The organism is Martelella endophytica (assembly GCF_000960975.1).
In the GTDB taxonomy this organism is placed as follows: domain Bacteria; phylum Pseudomonadota; class Alphaproteobacteria; order Rhizobiales; family Rhizobiaceae; genus Martelella; species Martelella endophytica.
In genome coordinates this window covers 3,272,798-3,296,337 of record NZ_CP010803.1, presented here as the reverse complement: position 1 = coordinate 3,296,337, position 23,540 = coordinate 3,272,798, and the positions used below count along the sequence as shown (strand labels likewise).

26 protein-coding genes and 1 other RNA gene are annotated in these 23,540 nt (G+C 62.6%); 9 read left to right on the top strand and 18 right to left on the bottom strand.

The window, feature by feature from the left end; translation table 11 throughout:
- Position 1 precedes the first annotated feature (1 nt).
- From TM49_RS15070 to TM49_RS15045, 6 genes are all read right to left on the bottom strand, one after another.
- Complete coding sequence (locus TM49_RS15070; RefSeq protein WP_045682470.1) at positions 2 to 1,516, bottom strand: Do family serine endopeptidase; 1,515 nt, start codon at positions 1,514 to 1,516, stop codon at positions 2 to 4.
- A 144-nt stretch (positions 1,517 to 1,660) separates the two neighbouring features.
- A complete protein-coding gene (locus tag TM49_RS15065) occupies positions 1,661 to 1,846 on the bottom strand; it encodes a DUF2065 domain-containing protein (RefSeq protein WP_045685302.1) in 186 nt (61 codons plus the stop codon).
- A 9-nt stretch (positions 1,847 to 1,855) separates the two neighbouring features.
- Positions 1,856 to 2,803 carry a protease modulator HflC gene (gene hflC / locus TM49_RS15060; RefSeq protein WP_045682468.1) on the bottom strand — a complete coding sequence of 316 codons (948 nt, stop codon included), beginning with the start codon at positions 2,801 to 2,803 and terminating at the stop codon, positions 1,856 to 1,858.
- Entirely contained in the window at positions 2,803 to 3,942 is a 1,140-nt protein-coding gene (gene hflK / locus TM49_RS15055) for an FtsH protease activity modulator HflK (protein WP_045682466.1), read from the bottom strand. The genes hflC and hflK overlap by 1 nt, the downstream gene beginning before the upstream one ends.
- 157 nt (positions 3,943 to 4,099) lie before the next feature.
- Positions 4,100 to 4,543, bottom strand: a complete 444-nt coding sequence (locus TM49_RS15050; RefSeq protein ID WP_244464872.1) for a dihydrofolate reductase — start codon at positions 4,541 to 4,543, stop codon at positions 4,100 to 4,102.
- Between the two features lie 84 nt (positions 4,544 to 4,627).
- Positions 4,628 to 5,422, bottom strand: coding sequence for a thymidylate synthase (locus TM49_RS15045; protein WP_045682465.1), 795 nt, complete (start codon positions 5,420 to 5,422; stop codon positions 4,628 to 4,630).
- 97 nt (positions 5,423 to 5,519) lie between these two features.
- Here TM49_RS15045 and ssrA point away from each other — a divergent pair.
- From ssrA to TM49_RS15030, 4 genes are all read left to right on the top strand, one after another.
- Positions 5,520 to 5,878: a transfer-messenger RNA gene (gene ssrA / locus TM49_RS23085) on the top strand.
- Between the two features lie 101 nt (positions 5,879 to 5,979).
- Positions 5,980 to 6,456: an SspB family protein gene (locus TM49_RS15040; RefSeq protein WP_045682463.1), complete on the top strand. Its 477-nt coding sequence runs from the start codon at positions 5,980 to 5,982 to the stop codon at positions 6,454 to 6,456.
- Between the two features lie 2 nt (positions 6,457 to 6,458).
- Complete coding sequence (locus TM49_RS15035) at positions 6,459 to 6,647, top strand: DUF4169 family protein (RefSeq protein WP_045682461.1); 189 nt, start codon at positions 6,459 to 6,461, stop codon at positions 6,645 to 6,647.
- On the top strand, positions 6,644 to 6,871 hold the full coding sequence (locus tag TM49_RS15030; protein ID WP_045682459.1) for a ribbon-helix-helix domain-containing protein: 228 nt from the start codon (positions 6,644 to 6,646) through the stop codon (positions 6,869 to 6,871). Before TM49_RS15035 ends, TM49_RS15030 begins: the two co-directional genes overlap by 4 nt.
- An 8-nt stretch (positions 6,872 to 6,879) precedes the next feature.
- Here TM49_RS15030 and TM49_RS15025 read toward each other — a convergent pair whose 3' ends face one another.
- Both TM49_RS15025 and TM49_RS15020 read right to left on the bottom strand, forming a co-directional pair.
- Positions 6,880 to 8,400 carry a helicase HerA domain-containing protein gene (locus TM49_RS15025; RefSeq protein WP_045682457.1) on the bottom strand — a complete coding sequence of 507 codons (1,521 nt, stop codon included), beginning with the start codon at positions 8,398 to 8,400 and terminating at the stop codon, positions 6,880 to 6,882.
- Between the two features lie 97 nt (positions 8,401 to 8,497).
- Positions 8,498 to 9,214 (bottom strand): ArsR/SmtB family transcription factor, encoded by a 717-nt coding sequence (locus TM49_RS15020; RefSeq protein WP_045682455.1) that lies wholly within the window; start codon positions 9,212 to 9,214, stop codon positions 8,498 to 8,500.
- Between the two features lie 116 nt (positions 9,215 to 9,330).
- Between TM49_RS15020 and TM49_RS23080 the strand changes: the two genes are divergently transcribed.
- A complete protein-coding gene (locus tag TM49_RS23080) occupies positions 9,331 to 9,540 on the top strand; it encodes a DUF1127 domain-containing protein (protein WP_244464735.1) in 210 nt (69 codons plus the stop codon).
- 110 nt (positions 9,541 to 9,650) lie between these two features.
- Here the strand turns inward: TM49_RS23080 and TM49_RS15010 are convergent, their stop codons facing one another.
- Together TM49_RS15010 and mntR are read right to left on the bottom strand one after the other, a co-directional pair.
- On the bottom strand, positions 9,651 to 10,007 hold the full coding sequence (locus TM49_RS15010) for a YciI family protein (RefSeq protein WP_201777006.1): 357 nt from the start codon (positions 10,005 to 10,007) through the stop codon (positions 9,651 to 9,653).
- A gap of 29 nt (positions 10,008 to 10,036) precedes the next feature.
- Positions 10,037 to 10,468: a manganese-binding transcriptional regulator MntR gene (mntR, locus tag TM49_RS15005; RefSeq protein ID WP_045682451.1), complete on the bottom strand. Its 432-nt coding sequence runs from the start codon at positions 10,466 to 10,468 to the stop codon at positions 10,037 to 10,039.
- 186 nt (positions 10,469 to 10,654) lie between these two features.
- Between mntR and TM49_RS15000 the strand changes: the two genes are divergently transcribed.
- Complete coding sequence (locus TM49_RS15000; protein WP_045682449.1) at positions 10,655 to 11,962, top strand: Nramp family divalent metal transporter; 1,308 nt, start codon at positions 10,655 to 10,657, stop codon at positions 11,960 to 11,962.
- A gap of 2 nt (positions 11,963 to 11,964) precedes the next feature.
- Here TM49_RS15000 and murI read toward each other — a convergent pair whose 3' ends face one another.
- Both murI and TM49_RS14990 read right to left on the bottom strand, forming a co-directional pair.
- Positions 11,965 to 12,771: a glutamate racemase gene (murI, locus tag TM49_RS14995; RefSeq protein WP_045682447.1), complete on the bottom strand. Its 807-nt coding sequence runs from the start codon at positions 12,769 to 12,771 to the stop codon at positions 11,965 to 11,967.
- Positions 12,764 to 13,546 carry an RNA methyltransferase gene (locus TM49_RS14990; RefSeq protein WP_045682446.1) on the bottom strand — a complete coding sequence of 261 codons (783 nt, stop codon included), beginning with the start codon at positions 13,544 to 13,546 and terminating at the stop codon, positions 12,764 to 12,766. The genes murI and TM49_RS14990 overlap by 8 nt, the downstream gene beginning before the upstream one ends.
- 286 nt (positions 13,547 to 13,832) lie before the next feature.
- Between TM49_RS14990 and TM49_RS14985 the strand changes: the two genes are divergently transcribed.
- Both TM49_RS14985 and lexA read left to right on the top strand, forming a co-directional pair.
- Positions 13,833 to 14,150, top strand: coding sequence for a DUF982 domain-containing protein (locus TM49_RS14985; RefSeq protein WP_045682437.1), 318 nt, complete (start codon positions 13,833 to 13,835; stop codon positions 14,148 to 14,150).
- A gap of 180 nt (positions 14,151 to 14,330) precedes the next feature.
- On the top strand, positions 14,331 to 15,041 hold the full coding sequence (gene lexA, locus TM49_RS14980) for a transcriptional repressor LexA (RefSeq protein WP_045682435.1): 711 nt from the start codon (positions 14,331 to 14,333) through the stop codon (positions 15,039 to 15,041).
- On the opposite strand, the gene TM49_RS14975 is transcribed toward lexA, so the two are convergent.
- Positions 14,995 to 17,448, bottom strand: a complete 2,454-nt coding sequence (locus TM49_RS14975; RefSeq protein ID WP_052699866.1) for a ComEC/Rec2 family competence protein — start codon at positions 17,446 to 17,448, stop codon at positions 14,995 to 14,997. The genes lexA and TM49_RS14975 overlap by 47 nt on opposite strands.
- Positions 17,449 to 17,796: 348 nt before the next feature.
- On the opposite strand from TM49_RS14975, the gene gltA reads away from it, so the two are divergent.
- The gene (gltA, locus tag TM49_RS14970; RefSeq protein ID WP_045682433.1) at positions 17,797 to 19,083 is read left to right on the top strand and encodes a citrate synthase; all 1,287 of its coding nucleotides are present in this window, start codon (positions 17,797 to 17,799) and stop codon (positions 19,081 to 19,083) included.
- A 73-nt stretch (positions 19,084 to 19,156) separates the two neighbouring features.
- On the opposite strand, the gene lpxB is transcribed toward gltA, so the two are convergent.
- Genes lpxB through lpxD form a run of 5 tightly spaced genes read right to left on the bottom strand, consistent with a single transcriptional unit; the run spans position 19,157 to position 23,533 of the window.
- Positions 19,157 to 20,308 carry a lipid-A-disaccharide synthase gene (gene lpxB / locus TM49_RS14965; RefSeq protein WP_045682431.1) on the bottom strand — a complete coding sequence of 384 codons (1,152 nt, stop codon included), beginning with the start codon at positions 20,306 to 20,308 and terminating at the stop codon, positions 19,157 to 19,159.
- Positions 20,301 to 21,194 carry an LpxI family protein gene (locus tag TM49_RS14960; protein WP_045682429.1) on the bottom strand — a complete coding sequence of 298 codons (894 nt, stop codon included), beginning with the start codon at positions 21,192 to 21,194 and terminating at the stop codon, positions 20,301 to 20,303. Before TM49_RS14960 ends, lpxB begins: the two co-directional genes overlap by 8 nt.
- On the bottom strand, positions 21,191 to 22,021 hold the full coding sequence (lpxA, locus tag TM49_RS14955) for an acyl-ACP--UDP-N-acetylglucosamine O-acyltransferase (protein ID WP_045682427.1): 831 nt from the start codon (positions 22,019 to 22,021) through the stop codon (positions 21,191 to 21,193). The genes TM49_RS14960 and lpxA overlap by 4 nt, the downstream gene beginning before the upstream one ends.
- On the bottom strand, positions 22,018 to 22,452 hold the full coding sequence (gene fabZ, locus TM49_RS14950; RefSeq protein ID WP_425283248.1) for a 3-hydroxyacyl-ACP dehydratase FabZ: 435 nt from the start codon (positions 22,450 to 22,452) through the stop codon (positions 22,018 to 22,020). The genes lpxA and fabZ overlap by 4 nt, the downstream gene beginning before the upstream one ends.
- A 25-nt stretch (positions 22,453 to 22,477) precedes the next feature.
- Complete coding sequence (gene lpxD, locus TM49_RS14945; protein ID WP_045682423.1) at positions 22,478 to 23,533, bottom strand: UDP-3-O-(3-hydroxymyristoyl)glucosamine N-acyltransferase; 1,056 nt, start codon at positions 23,531 to 23,533, stop codon at positions 22,478 to 22,480.
- Positions 23,534 to 23,540 lie beyond the last annotated feature (7 nt).

Below are 23,540 nucleotides of genomic sequence, written 5' to 3'. Positions count from 1 at the left end.
CCTATTCGAGCACCAGGCTCACCACCTTGAGGTCGCCATTCGGGCTCGCCACCATCAGAGAAACGCTTCGCCGTCCATCCGAAATCAGGCGCACAATTCGCGAGCGCACGTCCTGCGGCGTGGCGACCGCATCCTGCGCGACCTCGGCGATGACCATGCCCGGCAGCAACCCTTCCTCGGCCGCAGCGCTGCCCTCCTCGACCTCGGTGATCAGAACCCCTTCGACATCCGCGCCGATCTGGTAGAGCGCTCGGCCGTTGTCGTCGAGCTGGCCGAGCGTCATGCCGTAAAGCCGCACGGGAATGTCGGCCGTATCCGGCATGTCGGCGCCGTTATCGGGCGTTGCGAGTTCGGGCGGCGCGATGGTTTCCGCATCGCCACTAACGACCGCCGGCTCGTCCAGGAGCTCCGGCGTCGCCTCGACTGTCATGCGCATGCCGTCGCGCAGGATCTCGACCTCGGCCGGCTCGCCGATCCGGCTTTCGGCGACGAAACGCGGCAGATCGCGGGGGCTTTCGATCGGGTGGCCGTCAAAACGCAGGATGATGTCGCCTTCCTCGAAGGGACCGCCATCGGAGGGGCCTCCTTCGATGATCGAGCCGATGGCAACGCCGGCGGGATCATCATCGCCGAGCGAGGCAGCGAGCTCGTCGCTTACCTCCAGCACCCGGATGCCGAGCCAGCCGCGCCGCGTGCGGCCATATTCGATAAGCTGGTCGATGACGTTTTCGGCCAGTTCGCTCGGCACGGAGAAGCCGATGCCGATCGAGCCGCCCGACGGCGACAGGATGGCGGTGTTGATGCCGATGACCTCGCCTTCCATGTTGAACAGCGGCCCACCGGAATTGCCCTTGTTGATCGCCGCATCGGTCTGGATGAAGTTGTCGTAGGGCCCATCAAGCGTTCGTCCGCGCGCAGAGACGATGCCGAGCGTCACGGAGCCGCCGAGGCCGAAGGGATTGCCGATCGCAACCACCCATTCGCCGATCCTGACCTTGCGCGAATCGCCGAATTTGACGGCCGGCAGAGGTTTGTCAGGGTTGACCTTGAGCACGGCGAGATCTGTCTGGTCGTCGACGCCGAGCAGTGTCGCATCGAGTGAGGTGCCATCCGACAGCGTCACCTCGATCGTATCGGCATCCTCGATGACGTGGTTGTTGGTGACGATGATGCCATCGGGATCGACGATGAAGCCCGAGCCGAGCGCGCTCACGGGATGCGGCCGCCCGCCCGGGCCGCCATTGAAGAAGTCGTCGAACAGGTCCTCGAACGGCTGCCCCTCCGGGACCTTGGGCACTGGCCGGGTATCATCACCCGAACCGTCATCCTGCGAGATCGAAATATTGACGACGGAGGGTAGCAGCTTCTCGGCCATATCGGCGACGGAGACATCGGCGAGGTTGACGGCCTCGGCCCGATTCACTGGTCCCGAGAGCGGTGTGGCAAGCGCCAGTGCCGCGATGAGGCCGAAGCCGGCGGCGCGGCTCACCAGAGGGAAATCGACTGCCTTCGACATGGAGCCTCCGTGGTTGATGGTTCCAGAATAGTGCGTTCGCACGCAAAGTGGAGAGCCTCGGTCGCCAAAACGCAAAACAAAAAGCACATTGCCGTGAACGGCAGGCACCTTCCCTGCTAATAGCGCACCCTCCGGTGCCAGGACCTAGCCGTGAACCAGGAAGACCAGAAGCACGCCGAATGCGATCGCGACGAGGCCGGTCAGCCTGAGTGCGCCTTCGGAGACCGTCGGCAACAGCTTAGCCATCGCCACAAGAAACGAAGGGGCCAGTGCATAGACCAGCCCCTCGATAATCAGAAAGAATGCAAATCCGATAAGGATATCCTGCATCAGCATGGATCAGTTGCTCCCGGCGGGCGCTTCCGTCGTCTCATCTTCCACCGCCGGAGCGGTTTCCGCGGGAAGATCGCCGCTGCCGCTGGAACCGAAATACTGGAAGAATTCGGAATCCGGTGACAACACCATCGTCGCATTCTGGTTGATGACGTCCTTGTAGGCGTTCATCGAACGATAGAAGGCGAAGAAGGCAGGATCGCGGCCATAGGCATTGCCCAGGATACGGTTGCGTTCACCATCACCTTCACCGCGCAGGATTTCGGCTTCTTTTTCCGCCTGCGAGGTGATCTCGACGACCTGTCGGTCGGCCACGGCCCTTCGGGTTTCGGCCTGTTCGCGGCCGTTCGCCCGGATCGCCTCGGCCTCTGCAAGACGCTCCGACTTCATCCGCTCATAGGTATCTTCCGAGACCTCGGGCGTCAGGTCGGTCCGCAACACGCGGACATCGACGATCTTGATGCCGAGCTTTTCCGCATCATTGCGCAGAAGCTCCTGCACTTCCTCCATCATCGAAGCGCGTTCGAAGGAGAGCGCCGCCTGGAAACCGCGCAGGCCGTAGACCCGGCGCAGGGCCGAATCGAGCAACGACTTCAGCTGCGATTCGGCTTCCGTGCGATCACCCGAGACAGCCTCGCGGAAGCGTTCCGGATCATTGATGTTGTACACCGCGAAAGCGTCAACGATGTAGAACTTGCCGTCCGACACCTGAATGCGCAGGTCGCTCAGATCGAAGCGGAGGTCCTGCCTCGACACATACTGAACGCGGTCCGCATCGATGAAGGAGAAGGGAAGCTTGAAATAGATTCCCGGCTCCGATTCGACGCGCTGGATTTCACCGAACCTTATGACGATCGCCTGCTCGCGCGGATTGACCACGAAGAACGAGCCATAAAGAACCACGAGAACGACGGCGATGCCGGCGAGGGTAGCGATAAGACGATTGGATGACATTACTGGCTCGCTCCCTGTGTCAGGTTCTGCGTCGAAGAGGATGCCGGAAGCGTCCGCTGCGTGCGCTGGGCCGCATCACGGTCGATCTGGTCGAGCGGCAGATAGGGAACGACCCCCTGCCCCTCGTCATCAACGATGACGTTCTTCGACTGCGACAGCGCATCCTGCATGGTCTCGAGATAGAGACGCTTGCGGGTCACGTCAGGTGCGGTGCGATAGGAATCGTAGATGGAGATGAAGCGTTCGGCCTCACCTTCGGCTTCCTTGACGACACGGTCCTTGTAGGCGGCCGCCGCTTCGCGGACCACAGCCGCGTTACCACGTGCAGCACCCAGTTCCTTGTTGGCGTACTGGTTGGCTTCCTGCAGGAAACGGTCCTCGTCCTGTCCGGCGCGCTGCACCTCGTCGAAGGCATCGGCCACCTGTTGCGGCGGCGAAGCGTCCTGAAACGATACGGCGTTGACGGTAATGCCGGCGCCGTATTCGTCCATCGTTTCCTGGATGATCGACTTCACGTTGACGGCAATCGCCTCGCGCTGTTCACGGTAGACGTCGTTGGCGGGCCTGCGGCCGACAACCTCGCGCATGGCGCTTTCCGATACCTGGTCGAGCGTCTCGATTGGCGATTCGACGTCGAAGAGGAAGCCCTTCGGATCGGTGACATTGTAGATCACCGAGAAGCTGAGATCGACGATGTTTTGATCGCCGGTGAGCATGATGCCTTCCGGATCGCCGCGGCCGCCGCCAATGCTCATGCGGCGTTCGGTGATGTCGACCTTCTCGACGGTCTCGAACGGCCAGAACATGAAATGCAGGCCTGGCTGGGAGACTTCCTGCTTGGGCTTGCCGAAGCGCAGCTCGACGCCGCGCTGGTCCGGCTGGATGGTGTAGATGGACTGCATGAGCCAGAAAGCAGCGACCACGAGAACGATGATCGCGATCAGGCCGAAGCCGAAGCCGCCGGGAAACATGCCCTTGAACTGATCCTGGCCCTTGCGGAAGAAATCCTCGATATCGGGCGGGCCGCCATTGCCGCCGCCGTTACCGCCACCGGGCCGGCGCGGCCCCTGGCCCCACGGACCCTGATTATCGCCGCCGCCTCCCCAAGGGCCGCCGCCATTCTGATTGCTCCAGGGCATTCACACCTCATCCACAAAAGAAAACCAACAGGCCGCGCAACCCTTAGGCCCGGCCCAGCGTTAACACCAATTGGCGTTCCGTCCGTTATAGGGATGCGGAGGACCGCTTTCAACGCGATCCGCTCGTTTGCGCAATGAAATCGCAGTAAATTCCTGTTCAGAGGCCGCGCCGCTCATAAACAACATACCGCGTAGGATAGTCATCCTTCTCGCCGGCGGGCACATCTTCGCTGCTGACGACCCGCCAATCGGCGTCATCGATAGACGGAAATATCGTGTCGCCGTCGAGCTCGGCATCGACATGGGTGATGTGCAGCCGGTCGGCGATCGCCATGGCCTGCGCATAGATCTGGCCGCCGCCGATGATGGCGATCTCGTCGGCTTCGCCCTTGGCCTTGCGGGCGGCATCGAGCGCATCGGCTAGGCATGTGACGGCAATTGTCCCGTCCGCCGCAAAATCCGGATCGCGCGAAATCACGATATTGGTGCGGCCGGAGAGCGCCTTGCCCATCGACTGGAAGGTCTTTCGGCCCATGATCACCGGCTTGCCAAGCGTCATGGCCTTGAAGCGCTTGAGGTCCGTGGAAAGCCTCCACGGCATACCGCCATCGCGGCCGATGACGCCGTTGGACGAGACGGCGGCGACGAGAATGATCCAGATCTTGTCGAGGGAAACGGTCACGTCTTACACCGCAATCGGCGCGCGGATCGTCGGCGCGGCGCGATAGTTTTCGAGGGTGAAATCGTCAAAGGTGAAGCCGAAGAGATCGGTGACCTCGGGATTGAGATGCATGACCGGGAGCGGTCCCGGTATCCGGGTCAGCTGCTCGCGCGCCTGCTCGAAATGATTGCTGTAAAGGTGGGCATCACCGAGCGTGTGGACAAAATCGCCGGGCTCCAGCCCAGTCACCTGCGCCACCATCATTGTCAGCAGCGCATAGGAGGCGATGTTGAACGGCACGCCGAGGAAGATATCGGCCGAGCGCTGGTAGAGCTGGCAGGAAAGCTTTCCGTCAGAGACGTAGAACTGGAACAGGCAGTGGCAGGGCGGCAGCGCCATGTCGTCGACCTCCGCCGGGTTCCAGGCAGTGACGATATGGCGACGACTGTCGGGCTTGGTGCGGATGCTCTCCACGACCTTGGCAATCTGATCGATATGCCCGCCATCGGGCGTCGGCCAGGAGCGCCATTGCGCGCCGTAGACCGGGCCGAGATCGCCGTTCTCGTCGGCCCATTCATCCCAGATGGTGACGCCGTTCTCCTTCAGATAGGCGATATTGGTATCGCCCTTCAGGAACCAGAGCAGCTCGTGGATGATCGAGCGCAGATGCAGCTTCTTGGTGGTTAGCACCGGGAAGCCGGCGGCAAGATCGTAGCGCATCTGGTAGCCGAAGACCGAGCGCGTTCCGGTTCCGGTGCGGTCGGTGCGGTCGGCGCCGTTTTCGAGGACGTGCTGCAGCAGGTCGAGATAGGTGCGCATGGCTTTCTTCCCAGTCTTGTAAGACACCCGATATGTAGCGTCCATCGTCGCCGACGGCAAACCATGCCGCCCGCTTTCCCCGGTTTTCCGCCCCTCCCCCCTTTGCAGAAGCATTTGAAAGACTTATATCAGTCTTGCCGGCTTGACCGGCTATGGCGATAAACGGCGATGCAATAAGCTCATTGGACCCGGGGGCGGTACCCGGCGCCTCCACCACAAACAGGCGGAAAGGCCTGCTTGTGATGGGGGCGAAACAGGATCGACAAGAGTGTAAAGATCGACCTTTTGCCCGGCATGATACCACCGTTATCGGGTCAAAAGAGTAGTTGCAAATGACAACAAAGCTCAGGGTTACGCTGTAGCTGCCTAATGGCGGTTCCAGAAACCCAAATTAAGTCCTTGCGGGTAGCACTGTAAGGCGGGGTCCGGAGGCACCTGGCAACAGAAGCCTCCACCTTAATTTGTTCAAAATCCCGCTTGATGATTGCGTATCGGCAAAAGCACCCTTAAGCCTTCACACCATTACGCAAGAAAACGGGCGAGAAACGGGAAGAGAGATGGCGCAAGACCATATTCGCTACGACATCCTGGCGCAGGACGCACTTCGCGGCATGATCCGCAAGGTGCTGGCCGAGGTTGCCGCAACGGGTCATCTTCCCGGTGACCACCACTTCTTCATCACCTTCCTGACCGGCGCGCCTGGCGTGCGGATCTCGCAGGCGCTGAAGGAAAAATACGCCCAGCAGATGACCATCGTCATCCAGCACCAGTTCTGGGACCTGAAGGTGGCCGACAGCCTGTTCGAGATCGGCCTCTCCTTCTCAGATGTGCCGGAACGACTGGTGATTCCGTTCAATGCCATTGTCGGCTTCTACGACCCTTCGGTGAATTTCGAGCTCGAATTCGACGTTGCCAACCTCGAGCTCGAGGAAGAGCGCCCTGTCGAGCCCACCGTCGATGATGATGACGACGGCCCTGGCGGCGATGACGGCGCATCGGTCGTCTCGCTCGATGCTTTCCGCAAGAAGCACTGATAATGGCGGCCGAACTCATCAATTTGCGCCGAGCGCGCAAACAGAGGGAACGGCAGCAGGCGGCTGACAAGGCCGCCGAGAACAGAGCGCTTCACGGCAAGACGAAGTCCGAAAAAGAACGCGAGACCATCGAACGCGGCAAGGTCGAACGACTGTTCGAACAGGGGCGACGCGAGCGCGACGAGCAGTGATTCGCAAGCACTCCGTCAGTCTCCACGGCCATCGCACCAGCTTCTCGCTTGAAGATCCCTTTTTCCTAGAACTGAAAGCCATAGCCGAGACGCGCGACATCACGCTGGCGGCGATGTTGCGCGAGATCGACGATACGCGGGATGCCGACGTCAATCTGTCGTCGGCAATTCGGCTGTTCGTGCTGGCCGATCTGAAGGCGAAGCTCGCTTCTCAGGATCGATAGAAGGCCGCCTACTCGGCCGCATCCCGACGTTCGACGGTCTCTACCGGCGCGTCCGGATCGCCGCCTTCGGTCTGGCGGTCGAGATCCGGGAAGGCGACGATGCGCTTGCCGCCGGGTTCGGTGTGGAGCACAACAAGGCCCTGCTCCTCGAACCAGTCGAGAAAGCGACGGGCGCGGCGGGTGGAATGGGTGCCATAGGCCCGCGCGATCATCGGATCGGAAGGGCAAGGCTCACCGGCTAGCGCCGCCTTCACCAGCATCAAAAATACGCCCTGCAGGTCGTCGGTCACATGGTCGAGCAGCGTCAGCGCCATCTGCCAGGCCTCGCTCTCCACCATGGCTGCATCCGCGCCCGATCGGGCAATGGCGAGTCGCCGCCTGAAGGCCGACATGGAGAGCGGCGCGCCGGAAATCCGCTTCATCCGACCACGCATCAGGAAATCCTGATAAAGCTCTGAATCCGAACGGAAAGCCGAATCCGGGTTTCCGGTGATTTCCGACAGGGTCATGGCTATCCAGTCTGCCTTTTCCTCGTCCGACATCACGGCGACCCGTGGACCGCGCGGCTCGTGAACCTCTGAAGTCTCGGAGGATTTCGACAGCTGATCAATGATCTCGACGGTCGGCCGCGGCCGCGGCGTGACCCGGCGCGGCGCCGTCGCCTGACGCGCAAGATCCTCCGGATCCGGTGTGAAGATCAGGTCCTCGACATCCTCCGGCTTGTCCGGCAGCGGCATCAGCTTCGGGCTCGATGATCGCGCCGACGTTTCAACCGGGCCGATGGTGACCTTCTGCGGCCGGCGGCTCATCGCCGGGCCGAGCGCAACAAAATTGCCGCGCTTCAGGTCACGAAACTGTTCCGCCTGGCGCCGGTCCATGCCAAGAAGATCGGCGGCGCGCGCCATGTCGATATCAAGGAAGGTACGGCCCATCAGGAAGTTCGAGGCTTCGGCTGCGACGTTCTTGGCAAGCTTCGCCAGCCGCTGAGTCGCGATCACGCCGGCCAGCCCGCGCTTGCGGCCGCGGCACATCAGGTTGGTCATCGCACCGAGAGACTGGCGGCGGACCTCCTCGATCACATCGCCGCCGGCGGTCGGCGCGAACATCTGCGCTTCGTCGACCACGGTCAGCACCGGGTACCAGTAGTCGCGATCGGCATCGAACAGTGCATTCAGGAAGGTGGCCGCGGCGCGCATCTGGTCTTCGAGCTCCAGACCTTCAAGCGTCAGAACACAGGAAACGCGATGCTGGCGGATGCGGTTGGCAATACCGATCAGCTCGCCTTCGGAGCGCTCGGCATCCACGACGATATGCCCAAAGGCATCGGAAAGCGTGACGAAGTCGCCCTCGGGATCGATGACGACCTGCTGCACCCATTTCGCCGATTGTTCGAGAAGACGCCGCAGAAGATGCGATTTGCCCGAGCCCGAATTGCCCTGCACCAGAAGACGGGTCGCGAGCAGCTCCTCGATATCGAGTTTGGCCACGTCACCCGTCGATGTCGTTCCCATATCGATGTCGACTTGCACTGCGTCATACCCTTTCTGTGGATTGCATCCGTTCTATCAGGTCGGAGCGGCGGCGGTGGAGACACGGAAGGCGTTTCCACAGCTTTCCGTTATCAGCTTATGTGACGATGCGCAGCACCTCTTCGCGCAGGCCAAAGACTTCGGAGAACCCCGCCTGCCCGGCCCGGGTGAGGCGCAGCGCCCTGCTGTCCTTGACCGGGCGAACCCAGTGCAGTTCCTCGCACCGCAGCAGCACCGCAGCGCCAAGCCAGCCGCCGAGATGATAGCGCCGCTCGCTCCAGTCCATGCAGGCGCGGCAGAAGACACGGCGGCTTTCGCCGGCGCGGTCCAGCGGAATGCCGAAGCCCTGAAGGTAGGCTGACCCCTTTTCTGTCACGATCCCGGAGCGGCCCTCGATTTCGACGTGGCCGCCTTCGACAAGCGCATCGGTCAGCGCCACCGCGATGGTTCCCGCCATGTGGTCGTAGCAGGTTCGCGACACCCGCATCGCCTCGTCCTTCGGTCCGGTCGGCCGGTAGCGGCGCGGCCCTGCGGCGGAAACGGCGCTCAGTTGCTCGAGAAGGTCGGCAATTTCGTTCGAGGCAAGGCGGAAATAGCGATGCCGGCCTTGCTTGTCGGCGCTGACCAGCCCGCCGTCGACAAGGCGCGCGAGATGGCCGCTTGCCGTCTGCGGCGAAACGCCGGCCGCTTGTGCAAGCTCGCCCGCCGTCAGGGCCCGTCCGCCGAGAAGGGCGGAGAGGATATTGGCCCGCGCGACGTCACCGATCAGGGCGGCGACGGATGCGAGCGTATTGGCTGAGACCATGTTCGTCATGGCCGCAATCTAGCACCCGCCAGCCACCACGTCAGCGCCCGATACTTCGGTGGCGACCGAAACACTGAAGCGCCTATCCGGCCTAGATCCCTCGTCATCAACCGATGAGGAAAACCATGACCGAGATCGATTCAACCGCATCCCCCATGCTTTTGTGCACACTCCGGCGCGCTTCGGCACGGCTGATGCGGACAGTCTTCGTCCACTGGCCACAGCGGCGACGCCAGCGACTGGTGCTGCTCCAGCTTTCCGACGACCACCTGCGCGATATCGGCGTCACCCCCGACGAGGCGCGGCAGGAAGCCGGGAGACCGTTCTGGGACTGATTTGGTTTGCGGTCAAACGGGCTCACCTGCTGTCGACGGAGATACGCCTAAACCAGAATGTCGGGCAGCTAAGTGCCGCTACCATCACACGATATAAACCGGAGCCGGTTTCAGCTTGCCGGGTTGTACATGAAGGCGCGAAGCTCCTGCGGGCAGCGACAGGCTGCAGCGATCTTGGCAGCCCATTCAATGGCAGCCTCGCGAGAGGGCAGCTCCAGAACTGTAAATCCGCCATTGAGTCGGCTTCCCGGATAGACCGAAACGGACACGGTGTGGTCGGCTGACACCAGAACGGGGTCGACCTGCTCGTCGATCCCTCCGCCGAAGACATAGACCCCCGCGGCCTTGGCTTCCTCGATCACAGCATGCGAATCGACGACGGCGCGCTCGAGATCGGCGTCGCTGAGGACCATGGCCTCGGCCGGAAAGGAAATCAGATACTTGGTCATGATCGGATGATGAACCATCGGACATCAAACCGCAAGCAGGCGCGAACTCAGTTCTTGCGTTCGAGAAAGGCCGCGAAAGCCTGCAGCGTATCGTGCGAGACGTGGTGTTCGATCCCCTCCGCATCAAGTTCGGCCGCTTCAGCCGGAACGCCGACGGCCAGAAGCAGGTCGCGGACGATACCGTGGCGTTGACGCGCCTCCTCCGCCATGGCCTCGCCGGCGGGTGTCAGAAACACGCCGCGATAGGGCCTCGAGGTCGCGAGCCCTTCCCGCTTCAGGCGCGCCACCGCCTTGGTTGCGGTCGGATGGGCCACGCCCATGGAGCGGGCGATATCCGCGATGCGGGCCTCGCCATGCTCGGCCATGAGATCGGCGATGAGTTCAGTATAATCCTCCAGAAGCGCGCTCGCCCGCTCCGAGCGAACCTTCGAAAATCGGTCGGCCGCCTCTGCGTCCGCCGTTCTGTCATCTTCCGTCATCCGCTGCCCTCTTTCCCAGCCGGGCGAATCTGTAGCCGTGGCTAAATTCTCTTCGTATCGTTCTATCCTGAGGGTCCGCGCAAGGCAAACTTTTCGTTGGAACAGAGACGCCGATAACGACGTTTGACAAATATGTAGCCTAGGCTATATTTCGAATAATTCTACAATACCGGTGTGCCCCGCCCCATGTCAGATCTGCCCTCCAAGCGCCCGTCACTGACGGACAGGACCAACACGGCCATCGAGCAGGCGCTCGCATCCGGCAAGGTGAGGCCGCGCGCGGCGCTGCTCTTTGCCGGCCCTGCCGTGATCGCCTCGATTGCCTATGTCGATCCTGGCAACTACGCGACCAATATCCAGGCCGGCGCCGGCTATGGCTATGCCCTGCTTTGGGTGGTGCTGTTTGCGAACCTGATCGCCATGCTGTTCCAGGCACTGTCGGCCAAGCTCGGGATCGTCACCGGCCGCAATCTCGCAGAAGTCTGTCGCGACGAATTTTCCAAGCCCGTGGTCATCATTGCCTGGATCGTCAGCGAGATCGCGGCGATGGCCACGGATCTCGCGGAATTCCTCGGTGGTGCCATCGGCCTCGCGCTGCTGTTCGATATGCCGCTGATGGCGGGCATGGGTGTCACGGCGGTTGTCACTTATGGCATCCTGCTGTTTGAAAGTCGCGGCTTCCGCCCGATGGAGCTGATCATCGGCAGCCTCATCGGCGTCATCAGTCTTTGCTATGTCGTGGAGCTGTTCATTGCCCCGATCGCCTGGGGTGAGGCCGGCTTCCACCTGGTGCGGCCGGACATTCCGGATGCGACCGCGCTTGCAATCGCCGTCGGCATTATCGGCGCCACCGTCATGCCGCACGCCGTCTATCTGCATTCGGGGCTCACCCAGCATCGTGTGGCCGTCAAGAACGACAGCGAAAAGCGGCGCGTGCTGCGCTTCTCGAACGTCGAGGTGGTGCTGGCACTGGCCGTTGCGGGCGTCGTCAACATGGCGATGGTGATGATGGCGGCGAGCGCCTTCCATAACGGCCACAGCGAAGTCGCCGAAATCGAAACCGCCTACCACATGCTGACACCACTGCTCGGCGGCGCGGCGGCGGCCGCCTTTCTGATTTCGCTGATTGCCTCGGGCATTTCCAGTTCGGTCGTCGGCACCATGGCCGGCCAGATGATCATGCAAGGCTTCATCGGCTTCCGCATTCCGATCTGGCTGCGGCGGCTGATCACCATGGTGCCGGCCTTCGTCGTCGTGGCGCTTGGCGTGAATGCCACCGAGGCACTGGTGGTGAGCCAGATCATCCTGTCGATCGCGCTCCCCGTGCCGATGATTTCGCTGGTGATCTTTACCCGCAGCCGCAAGGTGATGGGCGAATTCGCCAATGGCCGTCTCATTGGTGCGCTCGCCATCATCGGTGCAGCCGCCGTTCTTTCGCTGAACCTGGTGCTGCTCGCCCAGACCTTCGGCGTGCCGATCCCCGGCCTCGACTGAGGCTAGGCAGGCGGGGCGACGGAAAGGCCGAAGCCCTGCATCAGCCGTTTCATCGCCGGGCTGGCATTGCCCGTGAAGACGGCGAAATCCGGATTGGGGCCGCTGATGGCATCTGCGCCGCCATGCCGGCCGATCACCCGCCGGGCCTGCAGGGCAATTGCCTCTGCCGGGTTGATCCAGTCCACCGGCCACGGCGCGAGCTTGCGAAACCGGTTGGCAAGGAAAGGATAGTGAGTGCAGGCGAGCACGACGATGTCGGTGCGCCGCCCCTCCTCCTCGACGAAGCACGGCGCAATCTCGTCCCACAATGCCTTGTCTGAAACCTCGATGCCGCAGATATAGTCCTCGGCAAGTGCGGCCAGATAGCGGGAGCCGACAAGCCGGGCGTGGCAATGGCTGGCGAAGCTTTCGATCAGCGTCCGGGTGTAATCGCGCTTGACGGTGACCGGCGTAGCCAGAACCGAGATCAGACCGGACACGGTGCGTTCGGCGGCCGGCTTGATGGCGGGAACCGTCCCGACGAAATCCATCTCGGTGAACCGCGCCCGCAATGCAGCGCCCGCAAGCGTGAACGCGGTATTGCAGGCGATGATGACGCAGACGGGCCGTATATCCTCGATCAGCCGTTCGAAAAGCGCAAGGATGTGCGCCAACAGCGCCTCCTCGTCCCAGTCGCCATAGGGGAAGGCCGCGGTGTCGGCAACGTAGACGAAGCGGCGCTCCGGCATCAGCATCCGCGCCTCGCGCAGCACGGTGAGCCCGCCAATGCCCGAATCGAACACCAGGACCGGGCCGGCAGCCTCAGTCATTGTCGTCGTTCTCCTTGCGCCGGTAGCGATCAAACGAGGAGATAACACCCCTTAGAACATGGATTTCCTGCAGGCTCATGGCTCGGCGCGTGAAGACTGAGCGGAGGTTCTCGATCATGCGCGGTCGCTTGTCGGCAGGGCGGAAATAACCGCGCGCATCCAAGGCATCCTCAAGGTGGCCGAAGAAGCCGAACAGGTCCTCCTTGGTGGCCGGCGTCTGCTCGACCGCCTGGAACGGCGTCTCCGCCTCGTCCGCCATACCGGATTTCATCCATTCATAGGACATCAGCAGCACGGCCTGGGCAATGTTGAGCGATGCAAAGGCCGGATTGACCGGGAAAGTGACGATCTCGTCGGCAAGCGCCACCTCCTCATTGCTGAGCCCCCAGCGCTCACGCCCGAACAGGATGCCCGTCCGCTCGCCGGCGGTGAAACGCTGCCGCAGTGTGCGCGCGGCAACGGTCGGCCCACGCACAGGCTTGAAGCCGTCACGGCTTCGCGCCGTCGTCGCATAGACGAAGTTCAGGTCGGCGATCGCATCTTCGAGCCGGTCGAACACTCGGGCGCCGTCAATCACGTGATCGGCCTTGGAGGCGGCGGCCCGCGCCGTCTCGCTCGGCCAGCCATCGCGCGGGTCGACAAGGCGGAGCTCCGCCAGTCCGAAATTGGCCATGGCGCGCGCCACCATGCCGATGTTCTCGCCAAGCTGCGGATTGACCAGAATGACCACCGGTCCTTCGGCAATCATGGTGCGCTCCGAATTCGTTCCTGCCATCGTCTCTTCTTCATTCTCCGGAAAAGAGGCTCGCAACCTGATGGTTTCTGCACCATTTGCCGACGAACCTGACTGACCGACTGATTAGGGCGTCGGCGTCGCCAAATCAATCCGGCGCGATGGAACTTCTGCCGAATCGCGCCCGGAAGTGCGCCGCCAGCCGCTGGTGCTGATCGTGAACCCGGCTCCCTCAATAAAGCACTCGGCGGCGGGAACAAAACTGCCTCGCAGGCAGTTCCCCTATCATAAATCGATGCCCTTCCCGACCAAGACAAGGATATCCACCATGACCCGTCTCATCGCCTTTTGGACGTCCCCGGTTCACATTCGCGCCAAGGATGGCCACACCCTCACGATCGAAGGCCCTAGCCATGCTGAGGATGTTCTCAAGAGCAGATGGCCGGTCAAACAGGGTCCGCACTTCGAAAACGCCCTTGAGCTTTGCGTGCGCGCTGGTGAGCAGCCCGGCCATCTGGGCCAGGCCCGCGATGCATTTGTCGCGGCCGCTCTCGAAGCCGGCATGCTGCAGACGTCGCGGAAGCAGACGCTCAAGACGATGGCCAGAAAATTGAATCTCGGCCTCCCTTCAGCCGCCAGCGCCTGAGCTCACAACGCTGGAAATTTGCACCGAATGTGCGCCGCCGAAAGCCAATGCTTTCGGCGTCGGTTTTGTATGACTATCCCGAACACGGATGCCACAGCGCACTCTTGCGGAACATGTTAAGAACATATATAGTTCGTTCTGTATTTGTTTCTTATACTATGGGTTGCGAAAGGGTGCGGGATGCTGACGCGTAAACAACAGGAACTCCTGTTCTTCATTCACGAGCGAATGAAGGAGTCCGGAATTCCCCCTTCCTTCGACGAGATGAAGGAGGCGCTTGATCTTGCTTCCAAATCCGGCATCCATCGGCTGATTACGGCTCTTGAGGAACGCGGCTTCATCCGCCGCCTGCCAAACAGGGCCCGAGCGCTGGAAATCCTGCGCATGCCGGACAGTTTCGTCGCCCAGCAGCCGCCGCGCCGCGGCTTCTCCCCCAGTGTCATCGAAGGCAGTCTCGGCAAGAAGGCAGAGGTCGCCGCGCCCAAGGCTGTGAGCAGCGACAGCGGCTCCACCGAAGTTCCGGTGATGGGCCGGATCGCGGCCGGTGTGCCGATTTCGGCCATCCAGGAAAACACCCATAACATGGCCGTTCCGGCCGACATGCTGGGCGCAGGTGAGCATTACGCGCTGGAAGTCCAGGGTGATTCGATGATCGAGGCCGGGATATTCGACGGCGACACCGTGATCATCCGCAACATCAACACGGCGGCTCCAGGCGATATCGTCGTTGCACTCGTCAATGACGAAGAGGCGACGCTGAAGCGCTTCCGCCGCAAGGGCGCATCGATCGCGCTCGAGGCTGCAAACCCGGCTTACGAGACCCGCATCTTCGCCGCCGATCAGGTCAAGGTTCAGGGCAAGCTGGTCGGCCTGATTCGTCGCTACCACTGATCACCAGCCTTTCCGGCAAGGCGATCGGCGACCTGAAGTCGCCGCTTCGCCAGTCGTAGAGACGGTGGCGGCTCCATTCTCGTGCAAGCGTCGTGACCGAGGGTGCTATGGTGACGACGGTGCATGCGTGTTTTCTCGCCCCCTCCCCCGATAGCGGCCTGACCGTGGTGATCCCGTCGTGAACCTCGGCCTTTTCCGATAAGCCGAAAGCCGGTGCCAGCGTGAAGACGATGGCACCGGCCTCGCGTCGCATTTGCGGGGTGACCAGAAAACGGCCGCTTCGGCAGGTTTGGTAGCCGGTACGATAGAGGCTGATCACGATATCGCCGACGTCGCAGGCAAGGCCGACGAGGGCTGGATGCAGCGCCTGGACCACGACAAGGCCGTCCGGTGCAGCCACACACCATAGATCTTTCTTGCAGTAAAACCGGTCAGGCGTCAGCAATGCCTCGCTGACCAGGCCGGCAAGTTCGGCGCGCCCGCGACGCCAGGCAGCGTTATCGTCCAGACGTGCGCGGCGATCGGTGGCGTCAATGAAGGGCTCGCCGGGTTCGACCATGATTGGCGGAACGGTTTCTTCAAGCGCGAGCGCGGTCTGCCATTGCTCGTAGATGAAGGCGGGCGGCCGTTTGTCGCTGACGGCAGCGCTGGTGTTCCTCACGATGGCGACGAGATCACCATCTTCGGAGACGAGGATGCGGACCGCGCTGTGATCGCCAGCCCGGGCGAAAAGCCCGAATGCCAGCAGCATCGGCACGACCCCGACATAGCGCAGGCGCGTGCGCAGGAGCACGAAGGGCACGAAACCGGCGGTGAACAGAAGCAGGAAACCCGCCGGCGCCTTGCCCGTGGAAAATGCCCCGCCGAGCTGTTTCACCCAGTGGGCGGTGGCCATCACCCAATCGAGCCCTGCCCCCATGACATGAAGGAACGGCCCGTGCAGGCCAAGCGGCATCGTCAGCATCGCGGCAAGCCCAGCCGGCATCACGATAAAAGTGATCACCGGCATCGCCAGAAGATTGCCCAACAGGCCATAACCGGCAACGCGCTGGAAATGCGCTATGGCGAAGGGCGCGGTCGAAAGCCCCCCAATCAGCGCGGTCAGCACGATGCCGGCGGCAAACAGGAACAGGATGCGGATCACGCCGTTGCGCCGCGACTCGGCATGACGCCGGGAGCCCGAGCGTTGCCAGAGGCTGTACCCCGCGATCAACGCCGCCGTGGCGGCAAACGACATCTGCATGCCGGGACCCGAGGCCTCAGAGGGCGACAGCGCCAGAATGACGAGCGCCGAGACCGCAACATTGCGCAGGCTGATCGCCGGACGGTCAAACAGCGCGGCAATCAGCATGATCGCGAGCATCAGGAAGGCGCGCTGGGCGGAGACCTGCATGCCGGACACGAGAAGATAGAAGAACGCCGCCGCCAGCGCGGCGATGGCCGCCACCTTTTTGGTCGCGAACGCCTCGGCGCCGTGCACGGAAAGCGCCAGCAGCAACCGAAGGCTTGTGAAGAAGATGCCGGCGGCGAGCGCCATATGCAGTCCGGAGATGGCGATGACATGGGCAAGGCCGGCGTTGCGCAGCGCGTCGAGCGTTTCGGCCCCCATTGCCCTCCGTTCGCCGGTGATGATGGCATTGGCAAACGCACCGGATTCGCCCGGCAGCACAGCACGGATCCGGGCAGCAATCGCCTCGCGCAATTCCGCGATCGCAAGCATGACCGCCCCCGGCTTCGGCGCGTTTGCGGCCATCGCCGCCGGCTCCGGCGGACCATAGAAATAGCCGATCGCGCCGATGCCATCGAAATAGGAGAGGAAGCCGAAGTCGACGAGGCCGGGCAGCGCCGGTGCGGATGGTGGCGACAGGCGGGCAAGGCCGGAAATGCCGCCGCCGACCGCAACCGGCGGCTTGTTCCCACGCGCCACAAGCGCCACCCGCTGCGGCGGGCGGTGGATGACGGGATCGTCCGTCGCTGAAACATCGACGACGTAGCGCCAGCCGGAGGTCGTCTTCTCGCGCTCGGCGACAATGCCGGTGACGTGGGTTACCACCGGCGAATCCAGCATCACCGTCGAAAGCCGGTCGGTCTGCAGCGCGGCAAAGAGCGCGCCGGCGAAGAACAGGGCGCAGGCAGCCGTGGTGAGACGGATCAGCGCGCGCGCGTGTCGCAGCAAGACTGCGGCAATGATGAAGAGCGTGCCATAGAGCATCAATGCCCAGAAAGCGGGCGCCTCGGCTCGCGAGAACCACCAGATTGCCCCCGCTGCAATCGCGACCGGCGCAAGCAGAAAGGCGCGGCCAAAGGCGAGTTCCTCTTCCATGAGCCGCGTCAGATTGCCGCGGGCAGTGCCCAGGAACCGCTCGGGCGCTGCGGCTGCATCGTCTCCCGACGTCGGCGTTTTCAACCTGCTTCGGAGCAGCCGGAGGCGCCGCAACGCGCTGCCGCTTCGCGCCCTCTGCCGCCTGCCGGCGGTTCCTGCTGCATTATCCTCCACTTTCACCGGCCACGCCCCATGCAACCCTGAGTATCGTGGAACGGTTGTAGAGGGAATGCAATCGCCGCCGCTTGAAAGTGGTGCAGAATTTCCTTTCCACGCGGCCAAAAAACTTGCTAAACGCAGGTATCAACATTCGACCGCATCGCAACAACGCCCATTCTGCGGCTTGGCAGCGGCGCGTCGATCCTATACCAAGTTGTTAAAATTCATGAATACTCAATCAAGCGTCTCGCGCCTGAACATTTGGAGGACAGCATGACGGAACAAGGCAAACTCACGCTCGACGGCAAAGAACTCGAGCTGAAAGTCGAAGCAGGCACCTTCGGTCCCAAGGTGCTCGACATTGCCTCACTTTACAAAGAGTCGGGCATGTTCACCTATGACCCCGGCTTCACCTCGACGGCATCGTGCAAGTCGAAGATCACTTTCATCGACGGCGACCAGGGCATCCTCCTGCATCGCGGCTATCCGATCGACCAGCTTGCCGAAAACGCAAGCTTCCTGGAAACCTGCTACCTGCTTCTGTTCGGCGAACTGCCGACGGCGACGCAACTCAAGGATTTCGATACCCGCGTTACCCGCCACACGATGATCCACGAGCAGCTGACGCGGCTCTTCACCGGCTTCCGCCGTGATGCCCACCCGATGGCGATCCTCTGTGGCGCAGTCGGTGCAATGTCGGCCTTCTATCACGACTCGATCGACATCTCCGATCCCTACAAGCGCGAGATTGCCAGCGTTCGCATGATCGCCAAGATCCCGACGATCGCGGCCATGGCCTACAAGTATCATGTCGGCGAGCCCTTCGTTTACCCGCGCAACGATCTCGATTATGCGGCCAACTTCCTGCACATGTGCTTCGCCACGCCGTGCGAGGAATACAAGGTCAATCCGATCCTGGCCCGCGCGCTGGACCGCATCTTCATCCTGCACGCCGACCACGAGCAGAACGCCTCGACCTCGACCGTTCGCCTCGCAGGCTCATCGGGTGCCAATCCTTTCGCCTGCATTGCTGCCGGCATCGCCTGCCTCTGGGGCCCCGCCCATGGCGGCGCCAACGAGGCCGCACTCAACATGCTGCAGGAAATCGGCTCGGTTGACCGCATTCCGGAATATATCGCCCGCGCCAAGGACCGCGACGATCCGTTCCGCCTGATGGGCTTTGGCCACCGCGTCTACAAGAACTACGACCCGCGTGCCAAGATCATGCAGAAGACCTGCCACGAGGTTCTCGGCGAACTCGGAATCAAGGACGATCCGCTCCTCGACGTCGCCATGGAACTCGAGAGGATCGCGCTCACCGACGAGTACTTCATCGAGAAGAAGCTCTACCCGAACATCGACTTCTATTCGGGCATCACCCTGAAGGCGCTGGGCTTCCCCACGACGATGTTCACTGTTCTCTTCGCGCTCGCCCGCACCGTCGGCTGGATTGCCCAGTGGAACGAGATGATCGAGGATCCGGAACAGCGCATCGGCCGTCCGCGCCAGCTCTACACCGGCGCCGACCATCGCGACTTCGTGCCGGTTGCCGAACGCTGAGCAATCACTGCACACAGAACAGGAAAGGGCCGGTCATTCGCCGGCCCTTTTTGCATTCAGACTTTGTCGTGGTTCAGCGCGAAAGCACATCGAGCACCACCTGAGCGGCCTTGCGCCCCGGCGGAACGTCGGTCTGCATCAGATCCCAGACGCGATCAAAGCCCTCGACCATGGCGCGGCGCTGCAGCGTGTCGGCGCTCAGCAACTCAAGCCAGCGGGCAAGCGCGCCGGCGCGCATCGTGTCATTGAAATATTCGGGCACCAGCGGCGCATCGGCGATGATGTTCGGCAGCGAGGCTGACCAGATGGTGATCTTCTTCAGCATGAACCGCCCGATGAAATCGGCCTTGTAGGCCGAAACCGCAGGAACGCCGCTGAGTGCCAGTTCGAGCACCACCGTGCCGGAGGCGGCAACCGCCGCATGGGCCTCGCCGAAGGCTCGCCACTTGCCCTCTTCGCCAAGCACGATCTCCGGTTTCACCGGCCAGTCGGCGATCGCAGCCCGGATATCCGCCTCGCGATGACGCACCGTCGGCATCAGGAAGCGCACATCGGCATTGCGCGCGGCGAAAATTTCGGCGACTTCGCGAAAAACCGGCGCAAGAGAGCGGATTTCACCGGCGCGCGAGCCCGGCAGCAGCAGGATGGTCGCCCGCTCGCCGGGCTCTGGCAGTGATCGATGGTTGCGCGCGGCCTGAACGCCCGGCACCTCGGTCAGGCGATGGCCGACGAACGTGGTCGGCGGACCGCCGAGACGCTCCATTGCCGCCGGCTCGAAAGGCAGCACCGCCAGCACATGGTCGACATAGGCCGTCATCGCCGCTGCACGATATTCCTTCCAGGCCCAGACGCTCGGGCAGACATAGTCGACGATCGGCAGGTCCGGCAGCGCCCTGCGGACGCGCCGTGCGACACGGTGGGTGAAATCGGGGCTATCGATGATCAGAAGCAGCTCCGGCTTTGCCGCAATCAGCGCGTCGGCCGTCTGGCGAATGCGCCGAAGAAGGCGCGGCAGCCTCGCGATCACCTGGGTGAAGCCCATGATCGATAGCTCAGAATAGTCGAACAGCGAATTCAACCCCTCGGCCGTCAGCGCATCGCCGCCAACGCCGACCAGCTCGACCGGCCCGTCATACATGCCCTTCAGCGCTGTAATGAGATTGCCGCCGAGGAGATCGCCGGAAACTTCACCGGCGACGACACCGATCCGGAGTGGTTTAGCCATGGGCTGATCCCCCCTCTGTCTCCGCCGCCGTCAGGCCGAAAATGAACAGTCCGGCCGCATCGGCGGCGCGGATGGTCTCCGCGCGGTCGAGAATGAGCGCACGGCCCGCCTCGATGGCAATGCCGCTGAGCCCGGCGGCAATCGCGGCGCGAACGGTTTCCGGGCCGATCGATGGCAGGTCCGCCCGCTCTTCCTGTTGCGGCTTGCAGAGCTTGACCAGCACACCCGGCCGCATCGGTGATACCCGGTCAACCTCGCGCATCCAGCGCACCCTGTCCAGCATCTGGTCGGTCCCTTCGGCGCCCTCGACGGCGACCACACGGCCGCCAACGCTGACGGCCCCCTGGCCGATGTCCAGAAGGCCGATGGCGCGCGCCGCCTCGCAAGCCGCGGCGATATCGGCCCGCGCCTTCTCGTCGGGTGTCACCGCGCCGAGCGCGCCCTCCCCCACCAGAAGCTCACCGGCAATCGCCTGCGCGCCTATAATCTCGAAACCGTGCTGCTCGAAAAGCGCGATCACCATGCGCAGCACCTTGTCGTCACCGCCGCTGCTAAGCTTGCGCCAGATGGCGGGCAATGCCAGGAGAATGCGAAACGTCGGCCGAAGCGACGACCACTCGGGCCGAGTACGCACGCCACCGGAGAGCACGACCTTGCTGATCCCGCGCTGCTTGAGTGCGGCAACAACGGGCGCGAAGGCGCCGAGACCGGCCTCCATAGAGGAATAACCGGTCCAGTCATCGCTGCTCTCGCCTGAAAGGCGGATGATGAAGGGTTCGTTTCCCGCGCGCCTTGCGGCCTCAGCCACATAGTGTGGCAGGCGGCCATTGCCGGCGACGATCGCGATCGGCTCTCCGGCCGCTGGCGATGCCGCCCCGCTGGTCACGCCGTGCTGCCTCGCCGGCGCGATCCCGGCGTCGTCAGCGCGCGATCACCATCGCGGTCGAGGATAAAATCGAGGATCTCCCGCACGGCTGCGCTCTGGTCCGCAAATTCTTCACGTGCCGCCTTGGCATTCTCCAGCACCTGGCCGCCGCTGAAGATCGCCTGATAGGCCTTGCGCACGACATGGATCTCATCGCGCCCGATACCGGCGCGCTGCATGCCGACGACATTGAGGCCGCCCATGAAAGCGGGATTATCGACAACCATGGCATAGGGAATGATGTCGTTGACCACGCCGGCAAGTCCGCCGACGAAGGCCTGGCGGCCGATCTGGACAAACTGATGGATGGCGGCGCCGCCGCTCAAAATCACCCGGTCATGCACTGTCGCGTGGCCGCCAATCATCACATTGTTCGAAAGAATGATGTTGCTCCCCAGTCGGCAGTCATGACCGACATGGGAATTGGCAAGCAGCAGATTGTCGTCCCCGAGAATCGTCTCAGCCCCACCATGCGACGAACCGGTGTTGACGGTAACGCCCTCACGGAAGGTGCAATTGCGGCCGACGATAAGTCGTGTCGCGCTGCCATCGTGGCGCACGCTCTGCGGCGCACCGCCGATGACGGCCATCGGAAACACCGTGCAGCCAGCGCCGAGCTCCGTGACGCCCTCTACAATCGCATGATGCATCAGCGTGACGTTGTCGCCAAGCACCACATCGGCCCCGACATAGGCGAGCGGACCGATCTTCACGTTCTCGCCAATGGTCGCGCCGTCCTCGACAACAGCACGTTTGTCGATGACGGCGGAACTGGCTATTCTGGTCATTCTTCTTCCTTGCGCACCATCATGGCGCCGATATCGGCCTCCGCGACCATCTGTCCATCGACGAGAGCCTCGCAGTGAAACTTCCAGACGCGGCGGCGCTGCTTCTGCTTGACGACCTTGAAACGCACCTGGTCTCCGGGAACGACGGGCTTGCGGAATCGAGCATTGTCGATGGTCATGAAGTAGACGAGATTGTCCGTCTCAGCGGCCTTGCGGGCACAAATGGCGCCCGCCGTCTGGGCCATGCCTTCGACCAGAAGAACACCCGGCATGATCGGCATGGTCGGGAAATGCCCGACGAAATGCGGTTCGTTGGCCGTAACGTTCTTGATACCAACCGCGCTGTCGTCCCCGTCGATGTCAACGATACGGTCGACCAGCAGGAACGGATAACGATGCGGCAGGAACTTCATGATGTCCAGAAGTTCCATATGCCCCATCGTTTCTCTGAGCTCGTCATTCACCCTTGTTTTCTCCCGCTTTCGCCAGTCGCTTTTCCATCTCGGCGACGTCGCGCAAATAGTCACGGATCGGTCCGGCCGGATTGCCGCCAATCCGCGCGCCCGGCGCAATCGATGTCAACACACCGCTCTTCGCCGCAATCTGCGCCCCGCTGCCGATTACGATATGACCGTTCAAACCGGCCTGCCCGCCGATCATCACACCATCGCCAATGCGCGTGCTACCGGCAATACCAACCTGGCTTACGATACCGCAATGACGGCCGATCTGCACGTTATGCCCAATCTGGACGAGATTATCGATCTTGGTCCCCTCGCCGATCACCGTATCGTCCATCGCACCGCGATCGATGGTCGTGTTCGCGCCGATCTCGACATCGTCCTGAAGGATGACACGGCCGACCTGCGGCAGCTTCACCATGCCCGTCGGGCCCGCAGCATAGCCAAAACCATCTTGGCCGATGCGGGCACCGGTGTGGACGATGACATTGTTGCCGATCAGGGCGTTGGAGACCGATGTATGAACACCGATGGTGGAATTGCGGCCGATCTTGACGCCGGGGCCGATAACCGCGCCGCAAAGAATGCGGCTGCCCGCGCCAATCACCGCCCGTGCGCCGACGACGGCAAAGGGGGCGATCTCGGCGCTCTTTTCAATCACTGCGGTATCGTCGACGACCGCCTGAGGCGAGATGCCGGAAGCTCGACCCAGTGCAAGCTGCGGGCGCATCGATGCAGGATAAAGCAGCGCTGCAGCACGGGCAAAAGCCAACTGCGGCGCATCGCTGACCAGCGTCGGCAACGAAGACGGAACGAGCGGCTTCAGAGCCGGCGCGCAGATCACGGCGGCAGCCCGACAGGTCTCGAACTCCTTCACACCGCGCTTTGACGAAATATAGCAGATGTCGAACGGTCCGGCCCGATAGATCGGAGCAATGGTTTCCACCATCCGCTCGCCGGCCGACTTCGTTGACAATTCAGCGCCGATGCGAGCGGCAAGGTCATCCAGACGGATGGACTGCCGCGCACCGAAAAACTGATTTTGATCCATCAGGTGC

Bases quoted from the DNA above. Each gene is read 5' to 3' on its own strand.
- TM49_RS15070 (WP_045682470.1), bottom strand. From the start codon at position 1,516: ATGTCGAAGGCAGTCGATTTCCCTCTGGTGAGCCGCGCCGCCGGCTTC.
- TM49_RS15065 (WP_045685302.1), bottom strand. From the start codon at position 1,846: ATGCAGGATATCCTTATCGGATTTGCATTCTTTCTGATTATCGAGGGG.
- hflC (WP_045682468.1), bottom strand. From the start codon at position 2,803: ATGTCATCCAATCGTCTTATCGCTACCCTCGCCGGCATCGCCGTCGTT.
- hflK (WP_045682466.1), bottom strand. From the start codon at position 3,942: ATGCCCTGGAGCAATCAGAATGGCGGCGGCCCTTGGGGAGGCGGCGGC.
- TM49_RS15050 (WP_244464872.1), bottom strand. From the start codon at position 4,543: ATGCCGTGGAGGCTTTCCACGGACCTCAAGCGCTTCAAGGCCATGACG.
- TM49_RS15045 (WP_045682465.1), bottom strand. From the start codon at position 5,422: ATGCGCACCTATCTCGACCTGCTGCAGCACGTCCTCGAAAACGGCGCC.
- TM49_RS15040 (WP_045682463.1), top strand. From the start codon at position 5,980: ATGGCGCAAGACCATATTCGCTACGACATCCTGGCGCAGGACGCACTT.
- TM49_RS15035 (WP_045682461.1), top strand. From the start codon at position 6,459: ATGGCGGCCGAACTCATCAATTTGCGCCGAGCGCGCAAACAGAGGGAA.
- TM49_RS15020 (WP_045682455.1), bottom strand. From the start codon at position 9,214: ATGACGAACATGGTCTCAGCCAATACGCTCGCATCCGTCGCCGCCCTG.
- TM49_RS23080 (WP_244464735.1), top strand. From the start codon at position 9,331: ATGACCGAGATCGATTCAACCGCATCCCCCATGCTTTTGTGCACACTC.
- TM49_RS15010 (WP_201777006.1), bottom strand. From the start codon at position 10,007: ATGGTTCATCATCCGATCATGACCAAGTATCTGATTTCCTTTCCGGCC.
- mntR (WP_045682451.1), bottom strand. From the start codon at position 10,468: ATGACGGAAGATGACAGAACGGCGGACGCAGAGGCGGCCGACCGATTT.
- TM49_RS15000 (WP_045682449.1), top strand. From the start codon at position 10,655: ATGTCAGATCTGCCCTCCAAGCGCCCGTCACTGACGGACAGGACCAAC.
- murI (WP_045682447.1), bottom strand. From the start codon at position 12,771: ATGACTGAGGCTGCCGGCCCGGTCCTGGTGTTCGATTCGGGCATTGGC.
- TM49_RS14990 (WP_045682446.1), bottom strand. From the start codon at position 13,546: ATGGCAGGAACGAATTCGGAGCGCACCATGATTGCCGAAGGACCGGTG.
- TM49_RS14985 (WP_045682437.1), top strand. From the start codon at position 13,833: ATGACCCGTCTCATCGCCTTTTGGACGTCCCCGGTTCACATTCGCGCC.
- lexA (WP_045682435.1), top strand. From the start codon at position 14,331: ATGCTGACGCGTAAACAACAGGAACTCCTGTTCTTCATTCACGAGCGA.
- gltA (WP_045682433.1), top strand. From the start codon at position 17,797: ATGACGGAACAAGGCAAACTCACGCTCGACGGCAAAGAACTCGAGCTG.
- lpxB (WP_045682431.1), bottom strand. From the start codon at position 20,308: ATGGCTAAACCACTCCGGATCGGTGTCGTCGCCGGTGAAGTTTCCGGC.
- lpxA (WP_045682427.1), bottom strand. From the start codon at position 22,021: ATGACCAGAATAGCCAGTTCCGCCGTCATCGACAAACGTGCTGTTGTC.
- fabZ (WP_425283248.1), bottom strand. From the start codon at position 22,452: ATGGAACTTCTGGACATCATGAAGTTCCTGCCGCATCGTTATCCGTTC.
- lpxD (WP_045682423.1), bottom strand. From the start codon at position 23,533: ATGGATCAAAATCAGTTTTTCGGTGCGCGGCAGTCCATCCGTCTGGAT.